Below are 21,876 nucleotides of genomic sequence, written 5' to 3'. Positions count from 1 at the left end.
ATATTATAATAACATAAAAGTTTTAAAATCATAATAAAATATTAGTTTATTATGTTATAATCATATAAAAGAATTGGAGTGATATTATGCCAGATGGTAGTATGTTAGTTCTCCTAGGAATAATACTTATAATTTGGAGTTTAAATAGGATGAATAGAAAAAAATAAGCTGGAGGTTTTTATGAAAAGGCCTTTTGTTTTTATAACAATTCCATTTATATTGGGAATAGTTTTCTCATATTACTTTGAGATAAAACTTATTACAGTTTTTATATTGATTTCCTTTACTCTATGTTTGTATATCTTAAACCTTTTTAAAGATAAATCTAATACCTTAATCCTCTTATTTATATTATTTTTATTTGGAATGATTTTATCTATTTATAATTTAAATAATAGTCTTTTGGTGACAAGGGCAGGAGAAAGTTTTTTATTAAAGGGAGTAGTAGATGAGGTGGTTTGGAAAGAAGAAGGGGAAGGGAAATATATAATTAAAATTAATAAATTTGAAGATTCTAATATAAAAGAGAAAATAATGCTGAAAATAAGAGGCGATAATCAAGTTTATTTAGGTGATGAAATAATATTTAATGGAAAAATAAATATACCTTTAGAAAATACTAATCCTATACTTTTCAACTATAAAAGAAACTTGCTATCAAATAAAATCTATACTACAGTAAATATTAATGATTATTCCATATTGGAAATAGAAAGAAAAAATATATCATTAAAGTATAGGCTAAAATCTAAGTTTAGAAAAAGAATAGAATATATATTTGATTATAATTTAAATGAAGAAAATAGCTCTCTAATGAAGAGTATAGTTCTTGGTGAATATTCTTATTTAGATGAAGAAAATATATCTAAATATAGAGATCTAGGACTTGCTCATATATTAGCAGTATCAGGATTACATATAGGAATAATAGCTGGTTTTTTACTCTATATCTTGTCTCGCTTAGGTATAAAAAGAAGAGCGAATATAGGTATAACTTTAATGATTATTTGGTTCTACGGATACCTTATAGGTTTTCCTCCATCTTTACTTAGGGCAAATATAATGTTTAGTATAATACTTATTGGGCAAATAATGGCTGAACCTTATGATACTATTAATAGCTTATTTTTTGCCATGTTTATTTTGCTTATTATAAACCCAATGTGGATATTTAACCTTGGATTTCAACTTTCTTTTATAGCGAGTTTTTCTATAATTTATTTTACACCTAAAATTAAAGATATATTTTATTTATATAAAAATAAATTAACTGACACATTATCAGGATTATTAGCTGTTCAAATGGGACTACTACCAGTACAAGTTTACTATTTCAATAAAATATCTATTATAAGCATATTAGCTAATTTAATTATTGCACCTATATTATCTTTCTCCTTGATTGTAGGAGGAATTATAATAGGGTTATCTTATCTTTCAAGAATTTTTATTTCAGCTTTAGGAAAGGTACTGGATACAATTTTATCTATACAATTTAAATTAGTAGATATAATTTACAGGCTGCCCTTTGGAAGAATGAAGTATTACTCACCAAGTATAGCTGAATTTATTTTATATTATGTCTTTACATTTATATTATTTGATACAATTAAAGTAGATAAAATAGATTTAAAGTTAAAAAAGGTTATTTTATATTATTCTATAAGTTTTTTATTATTTAATTTTTTAATATTATTAAATGATAAATCTATTCATATTCATTTTATAGATGTTGGACAAGGGGACGGGATCCTTATTCAAACTAATAGAGATAATTATTTAGTAGATACAGGTGGTAATATAATGGATTCCTTTGATATAGGGAAAAATATTACCTTACCATACCTGGAAAAAATGGGAGTAAATAAGATTAAGGGAGTTTTCATAACGCATTTTGATGAAGATCATTCTAAATCTTTACCTTTACTAATGGAGAATATTGAAATAAAAAATATCCTTGTATCCCATGAAGATGGTACAAATAAGATATATAATGAGATTAAGAATAAAGATGTGCCAATAAAAATTCTTAAAGAAAATGATTTGATTTACTTAGACGAAAATACATATATAAAGGTCTTAAGCCCCAACGAAAATATAATTAGAAGCGGATTTACTGAAAATAATAAATCCTTAGTGTTTATACTTTCTAATTATAATAAAAATATACTTTTCACTGGTGATATGGAAAAGGAAGTAGAATTAGAACTAGCTTCTAAAATAAAAGAAAATATAGATATAATAAAAGTTCCCCATCATGGAAGTAATACTTCTTCAACAAAGGAACTTTTAGATATGATACGGCCTGCTACAGCTATTATTTCTGTAGGAAGGAACAATTTCTATAATCATCCAAGAGAAGAAGTATTAGATAGATATATGAATTATGGTACTGAAATATATAGAACTGATACTATGGGAAGGATTAAGGTAGTCTTAAATAAAGGGGATATAAAAGTAGAACCTTTTATAAAAGAAAAACTAGATTTGATGCATTTTATAAATAAAAATCTTTTCTATATTATTTTTTATATAATATATTATTTACTATCTTACATTGTAATAAAGTTTTATTTATATTTAGAAGGAGAGTTAAAAACCAATGAATTATAATGAATTTATGAGCTGTATAAAGAAAGATAATATTCTTCCTGTATATTTCCTTAGTGGAAATGAAGAATACCTTATGAAGGATGCTGTGGAAGCTTTAAAAGATAAATATATTGATAAGTCCTTTGAAGCTTTGAATTATATAATTATAGATGGAAAAGAAAAGAGTTTTGATGATATATTAAATGCCTGCGAGACTCTTCCATTCATGTCAGAAAAGAAATTAGTAGTTATAAAAGATATTAGCGAAATCATGGAAAGTAATTTAAACGAATTAGATAAGACACTAAGCTCATATGTTGAAAACTTGGATTCTTATCTTTGTCTAATCATAATGGACAGGTCTAACAACTTTAAGAAAACTACTAAATTATATAAGACGATTAACAAATTAGGCGGTGTAGTTGAATTTAATAGTTTAAAGGGCAGAGAATTAAATACATGGGTAGAGAATAAATTTAAAAAGAATAACAAAAAAATATCTGCTTCAAATATAAGCTATTTTATAGGACAATCAAGCTATAGTGATTATAATAGCATAAAGACTCTTTATGATTTAGAAAATGAGTTAACAAAAGTAGTAGATTATACATCTAATAATGAAGTGAGTAAAGAAGATATAGATTTGGTACTAACTAAAACTTTAGATACAAATATATTCAATTTATTAGGAAGTATAAATAAAAGAGATAGTGAAGAAGCCTTAAAGATTTTCAATGAAATGTATATAGCAGGTGAACCAGTTCAAAAAATCTTATCTATGATTATTAGACAATTGAGATTAACTTTAGGATATAAACTATATAAAGAAAAAGGATATACCGATGGGGAAATTGGAGACAAACTAGGGATTAAACCTTTTGAGCTAAAAAAAATAGGAAAAGAATCTAATAATTTTACTGAAGTACAGTTAAATAGAGCTCTAAACTATATATTAGAATTAGATATAAAACAAAAGACTAGTTCTCACGATGAAAAGCTAGCCCTTGAAATGCTTATTGTTAATTTATCCTATGGAATATAGTGCAATGAAAAAAACTTCGGCTTCCCGAAGTTTTATCTACATTGCACTATTTAATTTCTTCGTTAAGCGACTAACTTTTCTAGATGCACTATTCAAATGAACTACGTTCTTATGAACAGCTTTCTTTAATTTTTTATCAATAGCCTTAAGCAATGTTTTTGCTTCATCAAAATTACCATTATCAATAGCTGTATCAAATTTTTTAATATATGTTTTAATTTCAGATTTTCTAGCTTTATTCATAGCTGTTCTTTTTTCCGTAATAAGAATTCTTTTTTTAGCAGATTTAATATTTGCCAATAGTTTCACCTCCTCATATCTAACAAAAAATATTTTATCACGAAGAACTATAAATTGCAAGGATATTTAACATTATAATGGACAAAAATATAAAATAAGATAAAAAATAATGTTATTAGGAGGAGAATAAAATTGTTTCAGATTAGAACTGATTTAGCAGTGGAAAATAGGGAGTTGTATAAACAAGGAGATAAAAGTCATTCTGAAGGAATTGACATAGAGAAGGAAGAAAATAATTCCTATACAGTGACAAGAATAAAGGTTTTAAACAAAGAGGGTAGTTTAAATATAAAAAAACCCATAGGGACTTATATAACAATAGATGTTCCAAAGCTAAACAAAACAGATGAAGATTTAAAGGATGAGATTTCACAGGCACTAGCAAAGGAAATAAAAAAAATAGCAAAAACTAAAGAAGATACTAAAATATTAATTGTGGGATTAGGGAATTGGAATATTACTCCTGATGCCTTGGGACCAAAAGTAGTAGAAAGAGTTTTAGTTACTAGACAATTTTTTGTTAATTATAATAAGGAAATAGATGAAACTGTGGCTAATGTAGCGGCTTTGTCTCCTGGAGTAATGGGTATAACAGGAATAGAAACAGGAGAGATAATAAAAGGAGTAGTGGAAAAAGTAAGACCAGATGTAATAGTAGCCATAGATGCACTGGCATCAAGAAAGATGGATAGGGTTTCTACTACAATACAACTTTCTGACACAGGTATAAATCCAGGAGCAGGAGTTGGAAATAATAGAATGGAGCTGAATGAAAAGACTTTAGGGGTACCAGTTATTGCCATAGGAATACCAACAGTAGTAGATGCAGCTACTATTGTAAATGATACTTTAGACTTAATAATAGAGTCTTTAAAGAAAGAAGCTCAAGTAGGTTCAGAGTTTTATGACTTATTGTCTAAAATATCATCTGACGAAAAATATTCTTTAATTCAAGAAGTACTAAATCCTTATATGAAAAATGTTATAGTAACTCCTACAGATATTGATTCTGTAATCGATGATTTATCTATAATAGTTGCCAATGGATTAAACATGGCATTACACCCAGGTATAGACTTAAAGGATGTAAACAGATATATTAGATAAATAAGATTTAGAATATTTGACTCCCTTTAAGAATATAATGCTTGTATTGAAAGTATATTAGGGAGTGTTGATATGAGAAAAACAAATAAGTTAGATTATATTATCTTGGCATTGACATGTTTAATAGCTCTAAATATTGGTGCTATAATCATTAATATATATTCATCTAAGAAACCTGATAATGTAAATCAAGGGCAATTAAAGATACCTAATATAGCGAATATATCCGATATATCCTTTGATCCAATAAAAAAAGCTATAGACTCCTTATTTCCCATAGCAAAGATATTAAATAAAGATGGAGATTCCTTGGCCACGGGTAATACGCCTTCTGAATTTGAAGAAATAGAAAATATAAATGAAGAACATAATACTGAAGCAGATACTATTATAGAAAATTTAGATGAATATGAATCATTAATAGTAGTTAAGGATTCTTCAGGATCACATATGGTAGAAAACATTCCAGCTCCTTTGATGTTAAATAAAGTTAAAGTTAATAAGGAAAAACCATATATTTTAATGTACCATACCCATGCTACTGAAAGTTATAGTATAGCTAAAGCTGGTAATTACCGTAGTACAGATAAAAAGAATAATATAGTGGGAATAGGGAGTATAATATCTACTGTTTTAGAAGCTAATGGCCATAAAGTAGATCATGTAGAAACATCCCATGATCTTCCATCGTATAATCAATCTTATTCTAGAAGTTTAAAGACTATTGAAAGTAAAAAAGCGGAATCTGATAATTTGAAAATATTATTAGATGTACACAGAGATGGCATAGATGTAGATAAAGTTGCCAATATAGAAAGCATAAGACAGAAGTCTAAAATTGAAATAGATGGAAAATCTGTGGCTACTTTTTCCTTAGTTGTAGGACCAGATTCTCAAAATAAAGAACAAGTTCTTAGTTTTGCTAAATATGTTAAGGCTGTATCTGATAATTTATATCCAGGTTTATGTAAAGGTATAATAATAAAGAAATATGGTAAATATAACCAATATCTATCAGATTACTCTGCCTTAATAGAGGTAGGATATAATATTAATACTCTAGAAGAAGCTAATGAAGGTGCTAAATTAATAGGAGATATTCTATCTGTAGTTTTAAATAGCATAGTGGAAGAATAGACTTTCCTAAATTTTCAAAATCTGATATAATATATTTTATTGGAAATCAGGAGGTATACAAATGGAAGAAAATAATAAAAAAGTGAAGAACGAAACTATAGAATGGATAAAAAGTATTGCGACTGCTGTTGTTATTGCTATATTAATTAAGACATTTATTTTTAACACTACTTATGTATTAGGTAATTCTATGTACCCTACATTACATGAAAAGGACAGACTGTTTGCTAATAAAGTTTCTTTATATTTTCATGGCCCATCAAGAGGCGATGTAATCGTGTTAAAAGCTCCAGATGCACCAGATAAGGATTATATTAAAAGAGTAATAGGGGTAGCAGGAGATGTAGTGGAGATAAAAGATGGTGAGGTATATGTAAATGGGGATATGTTGGAAGAAAGCTATATAAGCAGTGATGCATATACCCACGTATATGATGATAAGAATATTTGGGAAGTTCCAGAGGGATCAGTATTTGTATTGGGGGACAATAGAGATGAGGGAGCATCTAAGGATAGTCGTTACTTTGGATGCATATCTACTAAAAGTATAAAAGGAATTACAGGATTTAGATATTTTCCTATCGATACTAGATTTGGAAAAATAAAATAAGGTACTGTAGTATAATATATACAAAAAATGGATACTATAATCTGGGTGATAATATGGAAACCAGATTAGAAAGAAATAAAAGGTATAAAAAAGAAAGGCGTATGCAAAAAGTAAAAAAGTTTTATATATTTATTTTACTTATACTTTTAATATTAGGAATAAGAATAGTAAACCAAAATATTATCGAGCTTAATTGTTTAGAAAATCCTAATATCTTAAGGTTTTCTATGGAAACAAAAACTTTAGATTTTTTTGGGAAATCCTATATAATCGATTTTAAGTATTTATTAAATTTACTAAAAGACCAGTTTCTGGTCTTTTAGTTTTACATACTAGGGAATATTTGCTATAATTGTTTAGAGTTATCTTGAACTTCATAAGGAGGAAAAATATGAAAAAAAAGAAACAACAAAATATAAGAAACTTTTCGATTATTGCCCATATAGACCATGGAAAATCTACTTTGGCAGATAGATTAATAGAAAAAACGGGAATGCTGACTTCAAGGGAAATGCAAAACCAAGTTCTAGACAATATGGATCTAGAAAGGGAAAGAGGTATAACCATAAAGTTAAAAGCTGTAAGATTAGTTTATAATGCTAAAGATGGAGAAGAATATATATTAAACTTAATAGATACCCCTGGCCATGTGGACTTTACCTATGAAGTCTCAAGGTCTTTAGCAGCTTGTGAAGGGGCCATACTAGTAATTGATGCTACTCAGGGAATAGAAGCCCAAACCTTAGCAAATGTGTATTTAGCCTTAGATCAGGACCTAGAGATACTACCAGTTGTAAATAAAATAGACTTGCCAAGTGCAAGGCCAGATGAAGTAAAAAAAGAAGTGGAAGATATTATAGGAATAGATTGTGAAGAGGCACCACTTATATCGGCTAAAGAAGGATTAAATATTGAAGATGTATTAGAAAATATAGTAAAATATGTACCTTCACCAAAGGGAGATCCCAACGCACCATTGAAAGCATTAATATTTGACTCCTATTACGATAGCTATAAAGGTGTTATTTGTTATATAAGGGTATATGAAGGTACTATGAAGCCTGGCATGGAAATAAAGATGATGTCAACAGGAAAATCCTACGAAGTAGTAGAAGTAGGTGTAAATACATCGAGACATATAACTTTAGATAAATTAGAACCTGGAGATGTAGGTTTCGTAACAGCAAGTATAAAAAATGTAAAGGATGCTAGAGTTGGTGATACTATAACTGATGCAGAAAATCCAACTGAAGAACCATTACCAGGATATAAAAAGGTTATACCTATGGTATATTGCGGAATCTACCCTGCAGAAGGAGAAGACTTTAACACAGTTAGAGAAGCTCTTGAAAAGCTACAGGTAAATGATGCATCTTTAGATTTTGAGTCTGAAACATCAGTTGCATTAGGATTTGGATTTAGATGTGGATTTTTAGGACTTTTACACATGGAGATAATTCAAGAAAGATTAGAAAGAGAGTTTGACTTAAATATAATAACTACAGCTCCTTCTGTTATATATAAAATAACTAAAACAACAGGAGAAGTGTTAGAAATACAAAATCCATCTAATCTTCCACCATTAACAGAAATAGAATATATGGAAGAGCCTATAGTAACTGCTAATATAATGACTCCTACAGATTATGTAGGTGCAATAATGGAACTTTGTCAAAATAAAAGAGGAACTTTTTTAAACATGGAATATCTAGAGGAAAAAAGAGTTGTACTTCATTATGAACTACCTTTAAATGAGGTAATCTATGATTTCTTTGATGCTCTTAAATCAAAGACTAGAGGATATGCGTCTCTAGATTATGATCTGAAGGGATACCAACAATCTGAGCTTGTAAAAATGGATATTCTTATTAATGGAGAATTAGTGGATGCATTTTCTTTAATAGTTCACGAAGAAAAGGCATATGAAAGAGGAAGAAATATAGCAGAACGATTAGTAGATGTTATACCAAGACATCAGTTTGCAGTACCTATTCAAGCAACAATAGGATCTAAAATAATAGCTAGAGAAACCATAAGAGCCCTTAGAAAAGACGTACTTGCTAAATGTTATGGTGGAGATATATCAAGGAAGAAGAAACTACTTGAGAAGCAAAAAGAAGGTAAGAAACGTATGAGACAAATTGGTTCAGTTGAAGTTCCACAGGAAGCATTTTTAACTGTTCTAAAATATGATGAAAAATAATCTATGGAACGGTTTTAGCCGTTCCTAAATTAATTTTAGGAGGAAAAAATGAAAGAAATATCCTTATATATTCATATACCCTTCTGTATAAGTAAATGTTATTACTGTGATTTTACATCCTTTGCTTATGAAAATGATAAAATCCATGATTATATAAATAGTGTCCTAATTGAGCTAGAACTATATAGAGAAAAACTAAAAAATTATACTATAAAAACCATATTTATAGGAGGCGGAACTCCATCATCTATAGACGGAAAATATATTTATGAAATACTCAAGTTTATATATAAAAATTTTAATACTACTGGTCTAATGGAAACCACCATAGAAGTAAATCCAGGAACATTAAGTAAAGAAAAAGTAAGACTTTATAAAGAAAGTGGAATAAATAGAGTCAGCATGGGAGTACAAACTTTAGATAATAATTTATTAAAGTCCATAGGGAGAATTCATAAGGCAGAAGATTTTTATAAAAGTTATAAATTATTAGAAGAAGTAGGTATAGAAAATATTAATGTAGATTTAATATTTGGTCTTCCAAACCAAACTATTGAAAATGTAATAGATTCTTTATATAAGGTAGTTCAAGTTGGAGTGAAACATATATCATATTATGGACTTATATTAGAAGAAAATACAAAACTTTATGATTTATATAATGAAGGAAAATTAACGCTGCCTGATGAAGATACAGAAAGGGAAATGTATCATAAGATTACTGAATATCTTATAAATCATGGATATAATCATTATGAAATTTCCAATTATTGTTTGCCAGGTTATGAATGCAAACATAATCTAGTGTATTGGGATGTAAATTCGTATCTAGGATTAGGATTAAATAGTCATTCTTATATGGAAAGTAAAAGATTTTTTAATACATCTAATATAAATAATTACATAAAAAAACTAAACGAGAAAGTTCTCCCAATATACGGAGAAGAAATAATAGATCAGGAAACAGAAATAGAGGAATTTTGTATATTGGGATTAAGAAAGATAAAAGGAATTGATAAATTAGAATTTGAAAGAAGATTTAAAAGGAAAATAGAAAATCTATATGGGGATATAATAAGTAAGCATGTAGATAATAATTTAATAGTAAATGAAAAAGATTATATTAAATTAACAAAGAAAGGCTTAGATTTATCTAACTTAGTAGAAATAGATTTTTTAAAATAATTAAATATTTTTATCAAAAACTATTGACAAAATTTATTAGTAGTGGTAACTTTAAATCGTAAGCATTAGCACTCAATAAGATAGAGTGCTAATAAACGATCTAGTATTTAAAATACTGAGGTGATAAAGTATGCTAGATAATAGAAAGCTTAGAATTCTTTATGCCATTATCAACTCTTATATATTGAGTGCAGAACCTATAGGATCAAGGACAATAACTAAACAATATGATTTAGGAGTAAGTTCTGCCACCATAAGAAATGAAATGTCTGACTTAGAAGAATTAGGATATTTAAATAAACCTTATTCTTCATCAGGAAGAGTTCCATCTGATAAAGCTTATAGATTATATGTAGATGAAATCTTAAAAAATAAAAAGTACAATATAGATTTAGGAAAGAAAAACCAGATAAAAAAAATATTAATTAGTGAATCAAGGGAAATAGAACAACTATTGCAAAATTCTGCTAAGGTATTATCAGCCATAACTAGCTATACAGCTCTTGCCATATCTCCTAGTCTGAATGGAGCTAAAATAAAACATATTCAGCTAATACCAATTGATGAGATGCAATTGTTGATGGTTTTAATAAGTGATACTGGGGCAGTTAAAAATTCTATTTTTAGATTAAACAAAGCAATACCAGAAGAACAAGTTAATACCATATCTAATTATCTAAACCATAGATTAAAGGGGTTATCCATAGATGAAATTGGTGAAGAATTATCTGATGGCATAATGAGGGAAATATATGAATATAAGGCCACTATAGATAAAATTATACCTATTATAAACCAATCTATGGAGGATATAGACAATGTAGATTTATATTCAGATGGCATAACTAAGATATTAAATTTTCCAGAATATAAGGATTTAGAAAAAGCTAAATCATTTATATCCTTTATAGAAGATAAGGATTTAGTTTTAGATCTTTTGTTAAATAACCCTGTATCCCAGGATATAGAAATAATAATTGGAAATGAAAATATTTATGATTCTATAAAGGATTGTAGTTTAATTACAACAACTTATAAACTAGGAGATAAAACCCTAGGGAAAATAGGAATTATAGGCCCTACAAGGATGGATTATTTGAATTTAATAAATATATTGCAGTTATTTTCTGTAAATATTACAGAAATTATAGATATGGTTATGGGCAAACATATCTCAAGGTAACTATAATATTTAAGAGGTGATGGAATGAAAAAAGAAAATGAAAAAACTAAAGAGGAAGATGATTTAACAGAAGAAGCTATTTCTAATGAGTCTAATGAAGAATTAGATGAAACTTTACAATCAAAGGAAAAAGAAATAGAAGAATTAAATAATAAATTATTAAGACTTCAAGCTGATTTTGTTAATTTTAGAAAAAGAGCTGAAAAGGATAAAGAAAGCACAATAGCCTATGCTCTAGAGTCATTTGTAAGTAGCTTATTGCCTATAATAGATAATTTCCAGAGGGCAATGGAATCAGAAGAAGATAAAGAAAATGGTTTTTATAAAGGTATAGAAATGATATATCAACAACTGATGAAAACCTTTAAGGACAATGGTGTAGAAGAAATGAAATGCTTAGGAGAAGATTTTGATCCTAACTTTCATCATGCAGTATTTATGGAAGAAAATACAGAGTATGATGAAGGAAAAATATCTGAAGTATTGCAAAGTGGGTATATGTTAAAGGATAAAGTCATTAGACCGTCCATGGTTAAAGTTGCAAAATAACATTTGTTTAGGAGGAATTTTATATGGGAAAAATAATTGGAATTGACTTAGGTACTACAAATTCATGCGTAGCTGTAATGGAAGGTGGAGAGCCTACTATAATAGCTAATATAGAGGGAAATAGAACAACACCATCTATAGTAGCATTTACAAAGGATGGAGAAAGACTTGTTGGTGAAACTGCAAAAAGACAAGCCATAACAAATCCTGATAGAACAATAGCTTCAATAAAAAGAAAAATGGGTTCAGATTTTAAAGTAAATATAGATAGTAAAGATTATTCACCAGAAGAAATATCAGCTATGATTTTACAAAAAATCAAAGCAGACGTGGAAAGTTACTTAGGTGAAACTGTAACTGAAGCAGTAATTACAGTACCAGCATACTTTACAGATAGCCAAAGACAGGCTACAAAAGATGCTGGAAAGATAGCAGGATTAGAAGTAAAAAGAATTATAAATGAGCCAACAGCAGCAGCTCTTGCTTATGGAATGGATAAAGAGCAAGGACAACATAAGATTATGGTATTCGACTTAGGCGGAGGTACTTTTGACGTATCTATACTAGAACTTGGAGATGGAGTATTTGAAGTATTAGCTACTCGTGGAAATAATAATCTAGGTGGAGATGACTTTGACGAAACCATAGTAAACTATATAGCAGATCAATTCAAGAAAGAAAATGGAATAGATTTAAAACAAGATAAAATGAGTCTACAAAGATTAAAAGAAGCTGCAGAAAAAGCTAAAAAAGAATTATCTTCAACTATGTCAACAAATATAAATCTTCCATTTATTACTGCTACTCAATCAGGTCCATTACACTTAAATATGGACATTACAAGGGCAAAATTCAATGAATTAACTTCTAACCTAGTTGATAAAACATTAGAGCCTGTTAAGGAAGCATTAAAAGATTCAGGTTTACAAGCTTCTGATATAGAAAAAGTACTTTTAGTTGGTGGGTCAACTAGAATTCCAGCTGTTCAAGATGCAGTTAAAAAGTTAATCGGCAGAGAACCTCAAAAGGATATTAACCCAGATGAATGTGTTGCTTTAGGTGCAGCAATACAAGGTGGAGTTCTTGCTGGAGAAGTTAAGGATATACTTTTATTAGACGTTACCCCTCTTTCCTTAGGTATTGAAACATTAGGTGGAGTAACTACTAGATTAATTGAGAGAAATACAACTATACCAACTAAAAAGAGCCAAACGTTTACTACAGCAGCAGATAATCAAACATCAGTAGATATTCACGTTTTACAAGGTGAACGTCAAATGGCAAGTGACAATACTACTTTAGGAAGATTCCAATTAACTGGATTACCACCAGCACAAAGAGGAGTTCCACAAATAGAAGTAACTTTTGATATAGATGCTAACGGTATTGTAAATGTAAGTGCAAAAGACTTAGGTACAGGAAAAGAGCAAAGAATAACTATAACTGCTTCAACTAAGCTTTCAGATGATGAAATAGAAAAGAAAGTAAGAGAGGCAGAACAATTTGCAGAAGAAGACAAAAATAGAAAAGAAACTATTGAAATAAGAAATAATGGAGATAATTTAGTTTATCAAACTGAAAAAACTTTAAAGGAAGTAGAAGGAAAAATCGGGGCAGATGAAAAAGAAAAAGTTGAATCCAAATTAGAAGAGCTTAAGAAAGCACTAGAAGGAGACAACTACGATGAAATCAAACAAAAAACTGAAGAATTAACTGAAGTATTCTATTCTATATCCCAAAAGATGTATGAAAACACTGGAGCTAATCCAGAAGGTAATCAAGACTCAAATGATGATGTAGTAGATGCAGATTACGAAGTAGTAGATGAAGAATAAAAAATAGATAAATATATGAGCTAAATCATTTGATTTAGCTCATATATTTGATATAATTGTATGAGGAAATTTAAAGGTTGGTGAAATGATGAGGGATTACTATGAAATCTTAGGTATAGGGAAAGATGCATCAGAAGATGAAATCAAGAGAGCCTATAGAACCTTAGCGAAAAAGTATCATCCAGATTTAAATCCAGACAATGAAGAAGCAGAAGCAAAATTTAAAGAAGCAAATCAAGCTTACGAGATATTAAGTGATCCAGAGAAAAGATCTAGATATGATAGATTCGGACACGCAGGAGTAGATCCTCAAGCAGGAGGATATGGTGAAGGCTTTGGTGGATTTGGTGATATTTTTGAAGATATATTTGATATGTTTGGTGGTGGATTTAGTAGAGGGTCTAGGCGAAATGGACCAACTAAAGGTAATGATTTAAGATATGACTTAAATCTAGAGTTTAAAGAAGCAATATTTGGAACAGAAAAGGAAATACAAATTAGAAGAACAGAAAATTGCAGTACTTGTAGTGGAACAGGAGCAAAACCAGGTACAGCAAAAGAGACTTGTAAGACCTGTAATGGTAGAGGAGAAGTTAGATATGCTCAACAAACTCCCCTTGGACAATTTGTAAGAACTTCAACTTGTGATAGATGTAATGGAACAGGAGAAATCATTAAAGAAAAATGTAACAGCTGTAATGGTTCTGGAAAAGAAATAAAAAGTAAAAAGATTAAGATTAAAATTCCAGCAGGTGTAGATAATGAGTCTATTATATCCATGAGGGGAGAAGGCGAATCTGGAGATAAAGGTGGACCTAGCGGAGATTTATATATATATATAAATGTAGCTGAAGACCCTATATTTAATCGTGTTGGAAACAATATATACTTCACTATGCCTATTACATTTACAGAAGCGGCTTTAGGAGCAGAAATAGAAGTACCAACATTAGAAGGTATAACAAAATATACTATTCCAGAAGGAACTCAGACAGGAACTGAATATAGACTTAAAAACATGGGAGTTCCATATCTTAGAGGCCATGGAAGAGGAGACTTACTCTTTACTGTAGAAGTATCTGTTCCTACTAAACTATCAGAAAAACAAAAAGAATTATTAAGGGATTTTGCAAAAGAAACTGGAGAACATATTAAAGAACATAAAAAAGGTTTTTTTGATAAGGTAAAAGATGCCTTTAACTAACAATCACTATATGGTGATTGTTTTTAAAATCATAAAGATTGTTACATGATGGTTAGGGTATAATTATTTTAAACTAAAAAGGATGTGTATTTATGAACTGGACGGAAGTTAAAATAAGAACTACTGCCGAATTAGAAGATTTAATATCAAGTATCTTGTATGATGCAGGGGCTACAGGACTTGCCATAGAAGATCCACGGGATATTCTTGAACTATCTAAGTATAAGGAAAATTGGGATTTTGTGGATCCAAACTTAATCAACATAGAATCAGATGATATATTTATTAAAGCCTATTTCTCAGAACAAGAAAATGTAAAGGAAATAATCGAAGAAATAAGAATTAGAATGGAAGACAATCCTGTCATAGCCTTAGCATCGAATGAAATCAATATATCTGTTATAAACGATGAAGATTTTGCAGACTCTTGGAAAAAGTATTATAAACCCCTTAGAATAGGTAAGAAAATAGTAATTAAACCTTCTTGGGAAGAATGCACATTGGAAGAAGAAGATATATTAATTGAATTAGACCCAGGAATGGCTTTTGGTACGGGAACCCATGAAACTACTATGATGTGTACTGAGGCTTTAGAAGAATATGTAAAATCAGGAGATATAGTATATGATATTGGCTGTGGTAGTGGTATACTTAGTATAGTTGCAGCTAAACTAGGTGCGGAGAAAGTAGTAGGAGTAGACTTAGATGAAGTATGTGTAAAAGTATCTAACGAAAATATAGAGTTAAACAATGTAAGTGATATTGTAGAAATTAAAAACGGTAATTTACTAGATGTAGTAGAAGGTAAGGCTAATATAATAGTATCCAACATAATAGCAGAAATAATTGCAAAAATGACAAAGGATTTAAAAGCATATCTAAAGGATAATGGAATATTTATTACATCAGGCATTATTGTAGAAAAAATTGATTTAGTGGAGAAAGCATTATTGGAGAATGGATTTAAAGTATTAGAAATCAAGAAGAAAAATAGTTGGGCTTGTATTGTAGCAACTAATAATTAGGTGAAAAAATGCATAGATTTTTTGTTGAAAAGGAACAAATACAAGAAGATGTTATAGAGATAATTGGTACTGATGTAAAGCATATAAAAGACGTTTTGAGAATGAAGACAGATGAAAAAATTGAGATTGGATCAAATGGAATAACGTATACTTGTGAAATAAGCTCTATGGACAAGAATAAAATTATTGCAAAAATAATAGACAAAAGAGAAGGAACTAACGAATCAGATATAAATATTACCTTGTATCAAGGATTAGCCAAGGGAAATAAAATGGATTTAATCATACAAAAATGTACGGAAATAGGAATAAAGGAATTCTATCCATTGGCAAGTCATAGGTCAGTAATGAAAATAAAAGACATAAAAAAGGAGCAATCTAAAGTAGAGAGATGGAATGTCATAGCAGATGAAGCTGCAAAGCAAAGTAAAAGAGATATTCTTCCAAAGGTAAGAAATATTTTATCCTTTGATGAAATGATAGATATGTTAAAGGATAAAGAAAATATAATTGTACCCTATGAAGATGAAAAACAAGAAACCATCAAAATTGGATTAAAAGATGTAAAAGGAAATGATATACATCTAGTAATTGGTCCTGAAGGCGGATTTGAACCTGATGAAATAGAGAAACTAAATGAGATAGGAGCCAAAATAGTAACTTTAGGACCTCGTATACTTAGAACGGAAACAGCTGGAATTGTGTCAGCTACAATAATACTTTATGAACTTGGAAATTTGGGAGTGATTTAATGAAAAAAGTAGCTTTTTATACCCTAGGTTGCAAAGTAAATCAATATGAAACGGAAGCCATGGAAGAAATATTTGAAAAGGACAACTATACAGTTGTAAATAGTGAGGAAATAGCTGATATATATGTAATAAATACTTGTACAGTAACAAATTTATCTGATAGAAAATCAAGGCAATTTATATCTAGGGCAAAAAAGTTAAATCCCTATGCCATAATTGCAGTAGTAGGGTGTTATTCCCAAGTATCTCCTGAGGAAGTGTCCAAAATTGAAGGAGTAGATATTATTATGGGCACTACTGAAAGAAGTAGAATACTGGAATTATGTGAAGAAGTAAAGGAAAAAAATGAGAAGATAAATATAGTTAGAAATGTAAAAACACAAAAAGAATTTGAAACTATAAATATAGACGAAATAAAGTCTAAGACTAGAGCTTATATAAAAATTCAGGATGGTTGTAACCAATTTTGTTCTTATTGTATAATTCCATATGCTAGAGGACCCATAAGAAGCAGAAGTCTTGATGAGATAATTAAAGAAACCGAAAAACTATCTAAGGCTGGTTTTAAGGAAATAATCTTAGCTGGAATTCATGTAGCTTCCTATGGTAAAGATATAGATAAAACTCCTTTAACTGGGGTATTAAAAGAAGTAGCTAAAGTAGATGGTATAGAAAGAATTAGGCTTAGTTCTTTAGAGCCTACTTTAATAGATGAAGAATTTATGAAGACAATAATAGATATAGGAAAGGTATGCGACCATTTTCATTTATCACTACAGTCAGGTTCGGATACAGTTCTTAAAAGAATGAATCGAAAATACACTACTTCTCAGTATAGAGATATTGTAAAGTTAATAAGAAAGTATATGCCAAATGCAGGAATTACAACAGATATAATAGTAGGTTTTCCAGGAGAAACAGATAAAGAATTTGCTGAAACCCTAGAATTCGTAAAAGATATTAGATTTTCTAAAATTCACGTATTTAAATATTCTCCGAGAAATGGTACTCCTGCGGCAGAGTATAAGGAACAAGTAGATGGAAATATTAAAAATAGTAGATCAGAAAGACTGATATCCTTAGGAGAGGAATTAATGCTTGAGTTTAACCAAGGCTTTATAGGAAAAAAACTCTCTGTATTATTTGAAGAAGAAAGTAAAAAAGAAAAGGATTTTATAGAAGGATATACTACAAATTATATTCGTGTAAAATCTAAAAAAGAAAGTCATAATATAGGTAGTATAATGGATATAAAAATAAAGGATACTAAAGATGATTTTTTAATTGGTGAATAAATCTATTATATATTATAATTAAGGTGGTGAACTAATTGACGAATTGTTTGTTTTGCAATATAATTAAAGGTGAGATACCTAGTAACCTAATCTATGAAGATGAAGAGGTTATAGCCTTTGAAGATATTAATCCTCAAGCACCAGTACATTTTCTTGTAATACCTAAAGAACATATACAATCAGCAGCTTACATAGATGAAAATAATAAAAATATTATGGGTCATATATTATTTATAGTATCTAAGATAGCAAAAGAAAAGGGATTAGAGGAAGGTTATAGGATAGTAAACAACTGTGGTATAGATGGTGGGCAAACTGTAGAACATATACATTTTCATGTATTAGGTAAAAGAAAAATGTTATGGCCACCAGGCTAAATACTAGTTGAAATATTTAATATTTTAATGTATAATAATCTAGTGTGTATGCCCAGTAGTTATAGTATGAAAGTACTCTTGCAGTGGAGAGAGGAGGGAGAAGTCGATGTCAGAAATTAAAGTTGGAGAAAACGAGTCTCTTGATAATGCATTAAAAAGATTTAAAAGACAATGTGCACGTGCTGGCATTTTAGGTGAAGCTAGAAAAAGAGAGCACTATGAAAAGCCAAGCGTTAAACGTAAAAAGAAATCCGAAGAAGCCAGAAGGAAAAAACACTCTAAATTTTAATTGAGAAGGTGGAAGTAATGTCCCTTAAAGAAAAGTTAATGGAGGATTTAAAAGACTCCATGAGAAGTAAAGACACAATTAAAAAGAATACTATTACTATGATAAGGGCAGCTATAAAGCAAAAAGAAGTAGATGAAAGAATAGATGTATCTGAAGAGGCCATACTAGAAATCATATCTAAGCAATTAAAAGAAAAGAGAATGGCTATTGAAGAATTTAAAAAAGGACAACGTGAAGACTTAGTTCAATTAACAGAAAATGAAATAGATATTCTTTTAGAATATCTACCTAAACAACTTTCAGAAGAAGAAGTAGAAGAAATAGTAGCTGAAGCTATCAAGGAAATAAATGCAACTTCTATGAAAGATATAGGTTTAATAATGAAAACTGTAATGCCAAAGGTGAAAGGTAGAACTGATGGCAATATTGTAAATAAAATGATAAAGAAAATTCTTAATTAACCTGGGTATTTACCCAGGTTTTTTCACATATAAGTTCTTTAATGATATAATATTTATATAGCAAGGAATATTTTATATTAAATTTGAGAGTTATTTTTTAGATTTATGGGTAATAGTATTGTATAATATGTATTTTAGCACACATAATTAGGGGGTGTTGTAATGAAAAATAAATGGATAGTTGTATTTGTATTATTGATAATCTTAATTTTATCAAACTTTGTATATGCAGATAGTGATGCTCAAATAAGATGGGCCAATTATATTTCCAATCCTTATATTAGTAGCTTATTGCTAACAATAGGGCTTGTTGGATTGGTAATTGAAATTTTGACGCCAGGATTTGGTATTGGTGGTTTAATCAGTATAATAGGATTTGGTCTATATTTTGGAGGAAATTCCTTAGCGGGAAACTCAACTTGGTTCTCATTACTTCTGTTTGTCATAGGACTAATACTTTTAGTATTAGAAGCAATGGTACCAGGATTTGGACTTCCAGGTATAAGTGGAATAATATTGGTGGGGTTAGGTATAATTTTGGCTATGGATTCATTTGTTATAGCCTTGGCATCATTAAGTGTTGCCATAATAATAACTACCATTGTAACTGTAATTTTGATTAAAATGGGATTTAAAAGTGATGCACTTCATAAGATTATATTGGATACAGAATACAAAGATGAAAAAGGATTTTTATCGGTAGATTCTATGGATCAATATATGGATAAAGAAGGAATTAGTATAACGGAACTTCGCCCAGCTGGGTTTATAGAAATAGATGGAATAAAATTAGATGCTCTATCAGATGGTAGTTTTATTCCCAAAAATGTAGCTATAAAAGTATCGAGGGTAGAAGGTTCAAAAATATTTGTTAGGAGGGGTTAATATGGGTTCAGCATTTTTCCCAATAGGTTTTGCATTATTTATTATAATTGTTGTAATGCTTTTCTTTTCATTTGTGCCAGTTGGACTTTGGATTACAGCATTTTTCTCAGGAGTTAAAATATCCATGTCTACACTTATAGGTATGAGACTTAGAAGGGTAGCTCCATCTAGATTAGTAAATCCAATGATTAAAGCTACAAAAGCAGGATTAGTTATTAGAATCAACGAATTAGAGGCTCATTATTTAGCAGGAGGAAATGTAAATACTTTAGTAGATGCCTTGATCGCAGCACAAAGAGCAAATATTCCATTAGAGTTTGAAAGAGCTGCTGCTATAGATTTAGCAGGTAGAAATGTATTAGAGGCAGTTCAGGTATCAGTTAATCCTAAGGTTATAGAGACTCCACAAATAGCTGCAGTGGCTAAAGATGGTATAGAGGTAGTAGTTAAAGCAAGAGTAACTGTGAGAGCTAATATTGAAAGGCTAGTAGGGGGAGCAGGAGAAGAAACCATCATAGCCAGAGTAGGGGAAGGAATTGTAACTACTGTAGGTAGTTCAGACTCTCATAAGGATGTATTAGAAAACCCTGATAGAATATCAAAAACTGTACTTGATAAAGGGTTAGATTCAGGAACCGCTTTTGAAATACTTTCCATAGATATAGCAGATGTAGATGTGGGTAGAAATATAGGGGCTACACTTCAAATGGATCAAGCAGAGGCAGATAAGAAAATTGCAGAAGCTAAGGCGGAAGAAAGAAGAGCCATGGCAGTAGCTAAAGAGCAGGAAATGAAGGCAGAAGTACAGGCCATGAGAGCTAAAGTAGTAGAATCAGAGGCAGAAGTACCATTGGCCTTAGCGTCAGCTTTAAAATCAGGTAATTTAGGAGTTATGGATTATTATAATATGAGAAATATACTAGCAGATACAGATATGCGTTCATCAATATCTAAAATGACTGAAGACGATAAGAAGCAGAAATAAGGAGGGATATTATGTCCGGTCCTATACTATTCTTTATTTTTATTATCGTAACAGATTTAATTTTAAAATCTGTAAAGGATAAGCAAAAAATAGAAGAATCCAAGAAGAAAAGAATGCCAGAAATGAATAGACAACCTCAACAATCTAGAACCTTAGGAGATTTAAAAAAGATTTTAGATGAAGAACTTCAAAGGGAAAGGCAAAGAGGATTTTCTAAAAGACAAGATAAAACAATAGAAAAGAAGAATATTAGGGTAAGTACTAGAGAAAAAGCTGGTAATATAGACAGAGGGTTAAAAAGAGATAGGTATTCTGAAGAATCAAATAGTATGAATATTTCAGAAGACCTTGGAACTTTAGAGACACCCAGATCTATGGAATCATTAAACTCAACAAACATTGATGATAAAAAAGAAGAGTTAAGGGAAGATATTTTAAGAGGAATAATATTTTCTGAAATCTTATCTCCTCCTAAAAGTATACAAAACCAAAGGAGAAGCTTGTAAATTTTACAGGCTTCTTTATTATATGGAATAGTCTTTTTATAAAATGCATAGAATTTATCGGAGGGATTAATATGAAAAGACCATTAGAAAATGTAAAGTATACTATTTCAGAAGCTTTAGAACTGCCCATAGATATTATGATGGATTTACCAAGGTTAACGGTAATAGGTAATGTGGAGGCATCTCTATTAAATCACAAAGGAATAATAGAATATACTACAGAGACCATAAGGATAAATACAAAATCAGGAATATTTAAAATAACGGGAGAAGAGTTAGAAATAAAAACTATAATATCTGAAGAAATTATTATTACAGGTAATATTGAAAATATAGAAATTGTAGGCTAGGAGT

General features: G+C 29.6%; 22 protein-coding genes. 21 read left to right on the top strand and 1 reads right to left on the bottom strand.

The window, feature by feature from the left end:
• Positions 1-180 precede the first annotated feature (180 nt).
• A complete protein-coding gene (locus RBU61_RS11210; protein ID WP_308875508.1) occupies positions 181-2,613 on the top strand; it encodes a DNA internalization-related competence protein ComEC/Rec2 in 2,433 nt (810 codons plus the stop codon).
• Complete coding sequence (holA, locus tag RBU61_RS11205) at positions 2,603-3,634, top strand: DNA polymerase III subunit delta (protein ID WP_308875507.1); 1,032 nt, start codon at positions 2,603-2,605, stop codon at positions 3,632-3,634. The genes RBU61_RS11210 and holA overlap by 11 nt, the downstream gene beginning before the upstream one ends.
• 36 nt (positions 3,635-3,670) lie before the next feature.
• Here the strand turns inward: holA and rpsT are convergent, their stop codons facing one another.
• Positions 3,671-3,934, bottom strand: a complete 264-nt coding sequence (gene rpsT, locus RBU61_RS11200; protein WP_308875505.1) for a 30S ribosomal protein S20 — start codon at positions 3,932-3,934, stop codon at positions 3,671-3,673.
• Between the two features lie 132 nt (positions 3,935-4,066).
• Between rpsT and gpr the strand changes: the two genes are divergently transcribed.
• The 19 genes from gpr to yqfC all read left to right on the top strand — a co-directional run bounded on the left by gpr (position 4,067) and on the right by yqfC (position 21,872).
• Entirely contained in the window at positions 4,067-5,041 is a 975-nt protein-coding gene (gene gpr, locus RBU61_RS11195) for a GPR endopeptidase (RefSeq protein ID WP_308875504.1), read from the top strand.
• A 72-nt stretch (positions 5,042-5,113) separates the two neighbouring features.
• Positions 5,114-6,178 (top strand): stage II sporulation protein P, encoded by a 1,065-nt coding sequence (gene spoIIP / locus RBU61_RS11190; RefSeq protein WP_308875503.1) that lies wholly within the window; start codon positions 5,114-5,116, stop codon positions 6,176-6,178.
• 61 nt (positions 6,179-6,239) lie between these two features.
• Entirely contained in the window at positions 6,240-6,788 is a 549-nt protein-coding gene (gene lepB / locus RBU61_RS11185; RefSeq protein ID WP_308875501.1) for a signal peptidase I, read from the top strand.
• Positions 6,789-7,179: 391 nt separating this feature from the next.
• The gene (lepA, locus tag RBU61_RS11180; RefSeq protein WP_308875499.1) at positions 7,180-8,991 is read left to right on the top strand and encodes a translation elongation factor 4; all 1,812 of its coding nucleotides are present in this window, start codon (positions 7,180-7,182) and stop codon (positions 8,989-8,991) included.
• Positions 8,992-9,039: 48 nt separating this feature from the next.
• Positions 9,040-10,176, top strand: a complete 1,137-nt coding sequence (hemW, locus tag RBU61_RS11175) for a radical SAM family heme chaperone HemW (RefSeq protein WP_308875497.1) — start codon at positions 9,040-9,042, stop codon at positions 10,174-10,176.
• A gap of 130 nt (positions 10,177-10,306) precedes the next feature.
• Positions 10,307-11,359: a heat-inducible transcriptional repressor HrcA gene (hrcA, locus tag RBU61_RS11170; protein ID WP_308875495.1), complete on the top strand. Its 1,053-nt coding sequence runs from the start codon at positions 10,307-10,309 to the stop codon at positions 11,357-11,359.
• A gap of 24 nt (positions 11,360-11,383) precedes the next feature.
• A complete protein-coding gene (grpE, locus tag RBU61_RS11165) occupies positions 11,384-11,908 on the top strand; it encodes a nucleotide exchange factor GrpE (protein ID WP_308875494.1) in 525 nt (174 codons plus the stop codon).
• A gap of 23 nt (positions 11,909-11,931) precedes the next feature.
• Positions 11,932-13,743: a molecular chaperone DnaK gene (gene dnaK, locus RBU61_RS11160; protein ID WP_308875493.1), complete on the top strand. Its 1,812-nt coding sequence runs from the start codon at positions 11,932-11,934 to the stop codon at positions 13,741-13,743.
• Between the two features lie 85 nt (positions 13,744-13,828).
• Positions 13,829-14,947: a molecular chaperone DnaJ gene (gene dnaJ, locus RBU61_RS11155; protein WP_308875492.1), complete on the top strand. Its 1,119-nt coding sequence runs from the start codon at positions 13,829-13,831 to the stop codon at positions 14,945-14,947.
• Between the two features lie 92 nt (positions 14,948-15,039).
• Positions 15,040-15,972: a 50S ribosomal protein L11 methyltransferase gene (gene prmA / locus RBU61_RS11150; protein ID WP_308875491.1), complete on the top strand. Its 933-nt coding sequence runs from the start codon at positions 15,040-15,042 to the stop codon at positions 15,970-15,972.
• A gap of 8 nt (positions 15,973-15,980) precedes the next feature.
• Positions 15,981-16,724, top strand: a complete 744-nt coding sequence (locus tag RBU61_RS11145) for an RsmE family RNA methyltransferase (protein ID WP_308875490.1) — start codon at positions 15,981-15,983, stop codon at positions 16,722-16,724.
• On the top strand, positions 16,724-18,019 hold the full coding sequence (gene mtaB, locus RBU61_RS11140; RefSeq protein WP_308875488.1) for a tRNA (N(6)-L-threonylcarbamoyladenosine(37)-C(2))-methylthiotransferase MtaB: 1,296 nt from the start codon (positions 16,724-16,726) through the stop codon (positions 18,017-18,019). Before RBU61_RS11145 ends, mtaB begins: the two co-directional genes overlap by 1 nt.
• 35 nt (positions 18,020-18,054) lie before the next feature.
• Positions 18,055-18,396, top strand: a complete 342-nt coding sequence (locus tag RBU61_RS11135) for a histidine triad nucleotide-binding protein (protein WP_308875487.1) — start codon at positions 18,055-18,057, stop codon at positions 18,394-18,396.
• A gap of 106 nt (positions 18,397-18,502) precedes the next feature.
• On the top strand, positions 18,503-18,685 hold the full coding sequence (gene rpsU, locus RBU61_RS11130) for a 30S ribosomal protein S21 (RefSeq protein ID WP_154442160.1): 183 nt from the start codon (positions 18,503-18,505) through the stop codon (positions 18,683-18,685).
• A 17-nt stretch (positions 18,686-18,702) separates the two neighbouring features.
• Positions 18,703-19,146 carry a GatB/YqeY domain-containing protein gene (locus tag RBU61_RS11125; protein ID WP_308875484.1) on the top strand — a complete coding sequence of 148 codons (444 nt, stop codon included), beginning with the start codon at positions 18,703-18,705 and terminating at the stop codon, positions 19,144-19,146.
• A gap of 162 nt (positions 19,147-19,308) precedes the next feature.
• Positions 19,309-20,031, top strand: a complete 723-nt coding sequence (locus RBU61_RS11120; RefSeq protein WP_308875482.1) for an NfeD family protein — start codon at positions 19,309-19,311, stop codon at positions 20,029-20,031.
• Position 20,032: 1 nt separating this feature from the next.
• Complete coding sequence (gene floA, locus RBU61_RS11115; protein ID WP_308875480.1) at positions 20,033-21,016, top strand: flotillin-like protein FloA; 984 nt, start codon at positions 20,033-20,035, stop codon at positions 21,014-21,016.
• 11 nt (positions 21,017-21,027) lie between these two features.
• Positions 21,028-21,522, top strand: coding sequence for a hypothetical protein (locus RBU61_RS11110; RefSeq protein ID WP_308875478.1), 495 nt, complete (start codon positions 21,028-21,030; stop codon positions 21,520-21,522).
• 71 nt (positions 21,523-21,593) lie between these two features.
• Positions 21,594-21,872, top strand: a complete 279-nt coding sequence (yqfC, locus tag RBU61_RS11105) for a sporulation protein YqfC (protein ID WP_308875476.1) — start codon at positions 21,594-21,596, stop codon at positions 21,870-21,872.
• Positions 21,873-21,876: the final 4 nt, after the last annotated feature.

The organism is Tissierella sp. MB52-C2, from assembly GCF_030931715.1.
Classification (GTDB): Bacteria; Bacillota; Clostridia; order Tissierellales; family Tissierellaceae; genus Tissierella.
Note: the sequence above shows the minus strand (reverse complement) of the source record. Positions and strands in the feature narration are given on the sequence as shown.

What these genes read in the sequence shown, in the direction of transcription:
- rpsU (WP_154442160.1), top strand. Translation starts at nt 18,503, where the DNA reads ATGTCAGAAATTAAAGTTGGAGAAAACGAGTCTCTTGATAATGCATTA.
- hemW (WP_308875497.1), top strand. Translation starts at nt 9,040, where the DNA reads ATGAAAGAAATATCCTTATATATTCATATACCCTTCTGTATAAGTAAA.
- prmA (WP_308875491.1), top strand. Translation starts at nt 15,040, where the DNA reads ATGAACTGGACGGAAGTTAAAATAAGAACTACTGCCGAATTAGAAGAT.
- RBU61_RS11120 (WP_308875482.1), top strand. Translation starts at nt 19,309, where the DNA reads ATGAAAAATAAATGGATAGTTGTATTTGTATTATTGATAATCTTAATT.
- dnaJ (WP_308875492.1), top strand. Translation starts at nt 13,829, where the DNA reads ATGATGAGGGATTACTATGAAATCTTAGGTATAGGGAAAGATGCATCA.
- dnaK (WP_308875493.1), top strand. Translation starts at nt 11,932, where the DNA reads ATGGGAAAAATAATTGGAATTGACTTAGGTACTACAAATTCATGCGTA.
- holA (WP_308875507.1), top strand. Translation starts at nt 2,603, where the DNA reads ATGAATTATAATGAATTTATGAGCTGTATAAAGAAAGATAATATTCTT.
- RBU61_RS11110 (WP_308875478.1), top strand. Translation starts at nt 21,028, where the DNA reads ATGTCCGGTCCTATACTATTCTTTATTTTTATTATCGTAACAGATTTA.
- RBU61_RS11145 (WP_308875490.1), top strand. Translation starts at nt 15,981, where the DNA reads ATGCATAGATTTTTTGTTGAAAAGGAACAAATACAAGAAGATGTTATA.
- yqfC (WP_308875476.1), top strand. Translation starts at nt 21,594, where the DNA reads ATGAAAAGACCATTAGAAAATGTAAAGTATACTATTTCAGAAGCTTTA.
- RBU61_RS11125 (WP_308875484.1), top strand. Translation starts at nt 18,703, where the DNA reads ATGTCCCTTAAAGAAAAGTTAATGGAGGATTTAAAAGACTCCATGAGA.
- spoIIP (WP_308875503.1), top strand. Translation starts at nt 5,114, where the DNA reads ATGAGAAAAACAAATAAGTTAGATTATATTATCTTGGCATTGACATGT.
- mtaB (WP_308875488.1), top strand. Translation starts at nt 16,724, where the DNA reads ATGAAAAAAGTAGCTTTTTATACCCTAGGTTGCAAAGTAAATCAATAT.
- lepA (WP_308875499.1), top strand. Translation starts at nt 7,180, where the DNA reads ATGAAAAAAAAGAAACAACAAAATATAAGAAACTTTTCGATTATTGCC.
- lepB (WP_308875501.1), top strand. Translation starts at nt 6,240, where the DNA reads ATGGAAGAAAATAATAAAAAAGTGAAGAACGAAACTATAGAATGGATA.
- hrcA (WP_308875495.1), top strand. Translation starts at nt 10,307, where the DNA reads ATGCTAGATAATAGAAAGCTTAGAATTCTTTATGCCATTATCAACTCT.
- RBU61_RS11210 (WP_308875508.1), top strand. Translation starts at nt 181, where the DNA reads ATGAAAAGGCCTTTTGTTTTTATAACAATTCCATTTATATTGGGAATA.
- grpE (WP_308875494.1), top strand. Translation starts at nt 11,384, where the DNA reads ATGAAAAAAGAAAATGAAAAAACTAAAGAGGAAGATGATTTAACAGAA.
- floA (WP_308875480.1), top strand. Translation starts at nt 20,033, where the DNA reads ATGGGTTCAGCATTTTTCCCAATAGGTTTTGCATTATTTATTATAATT.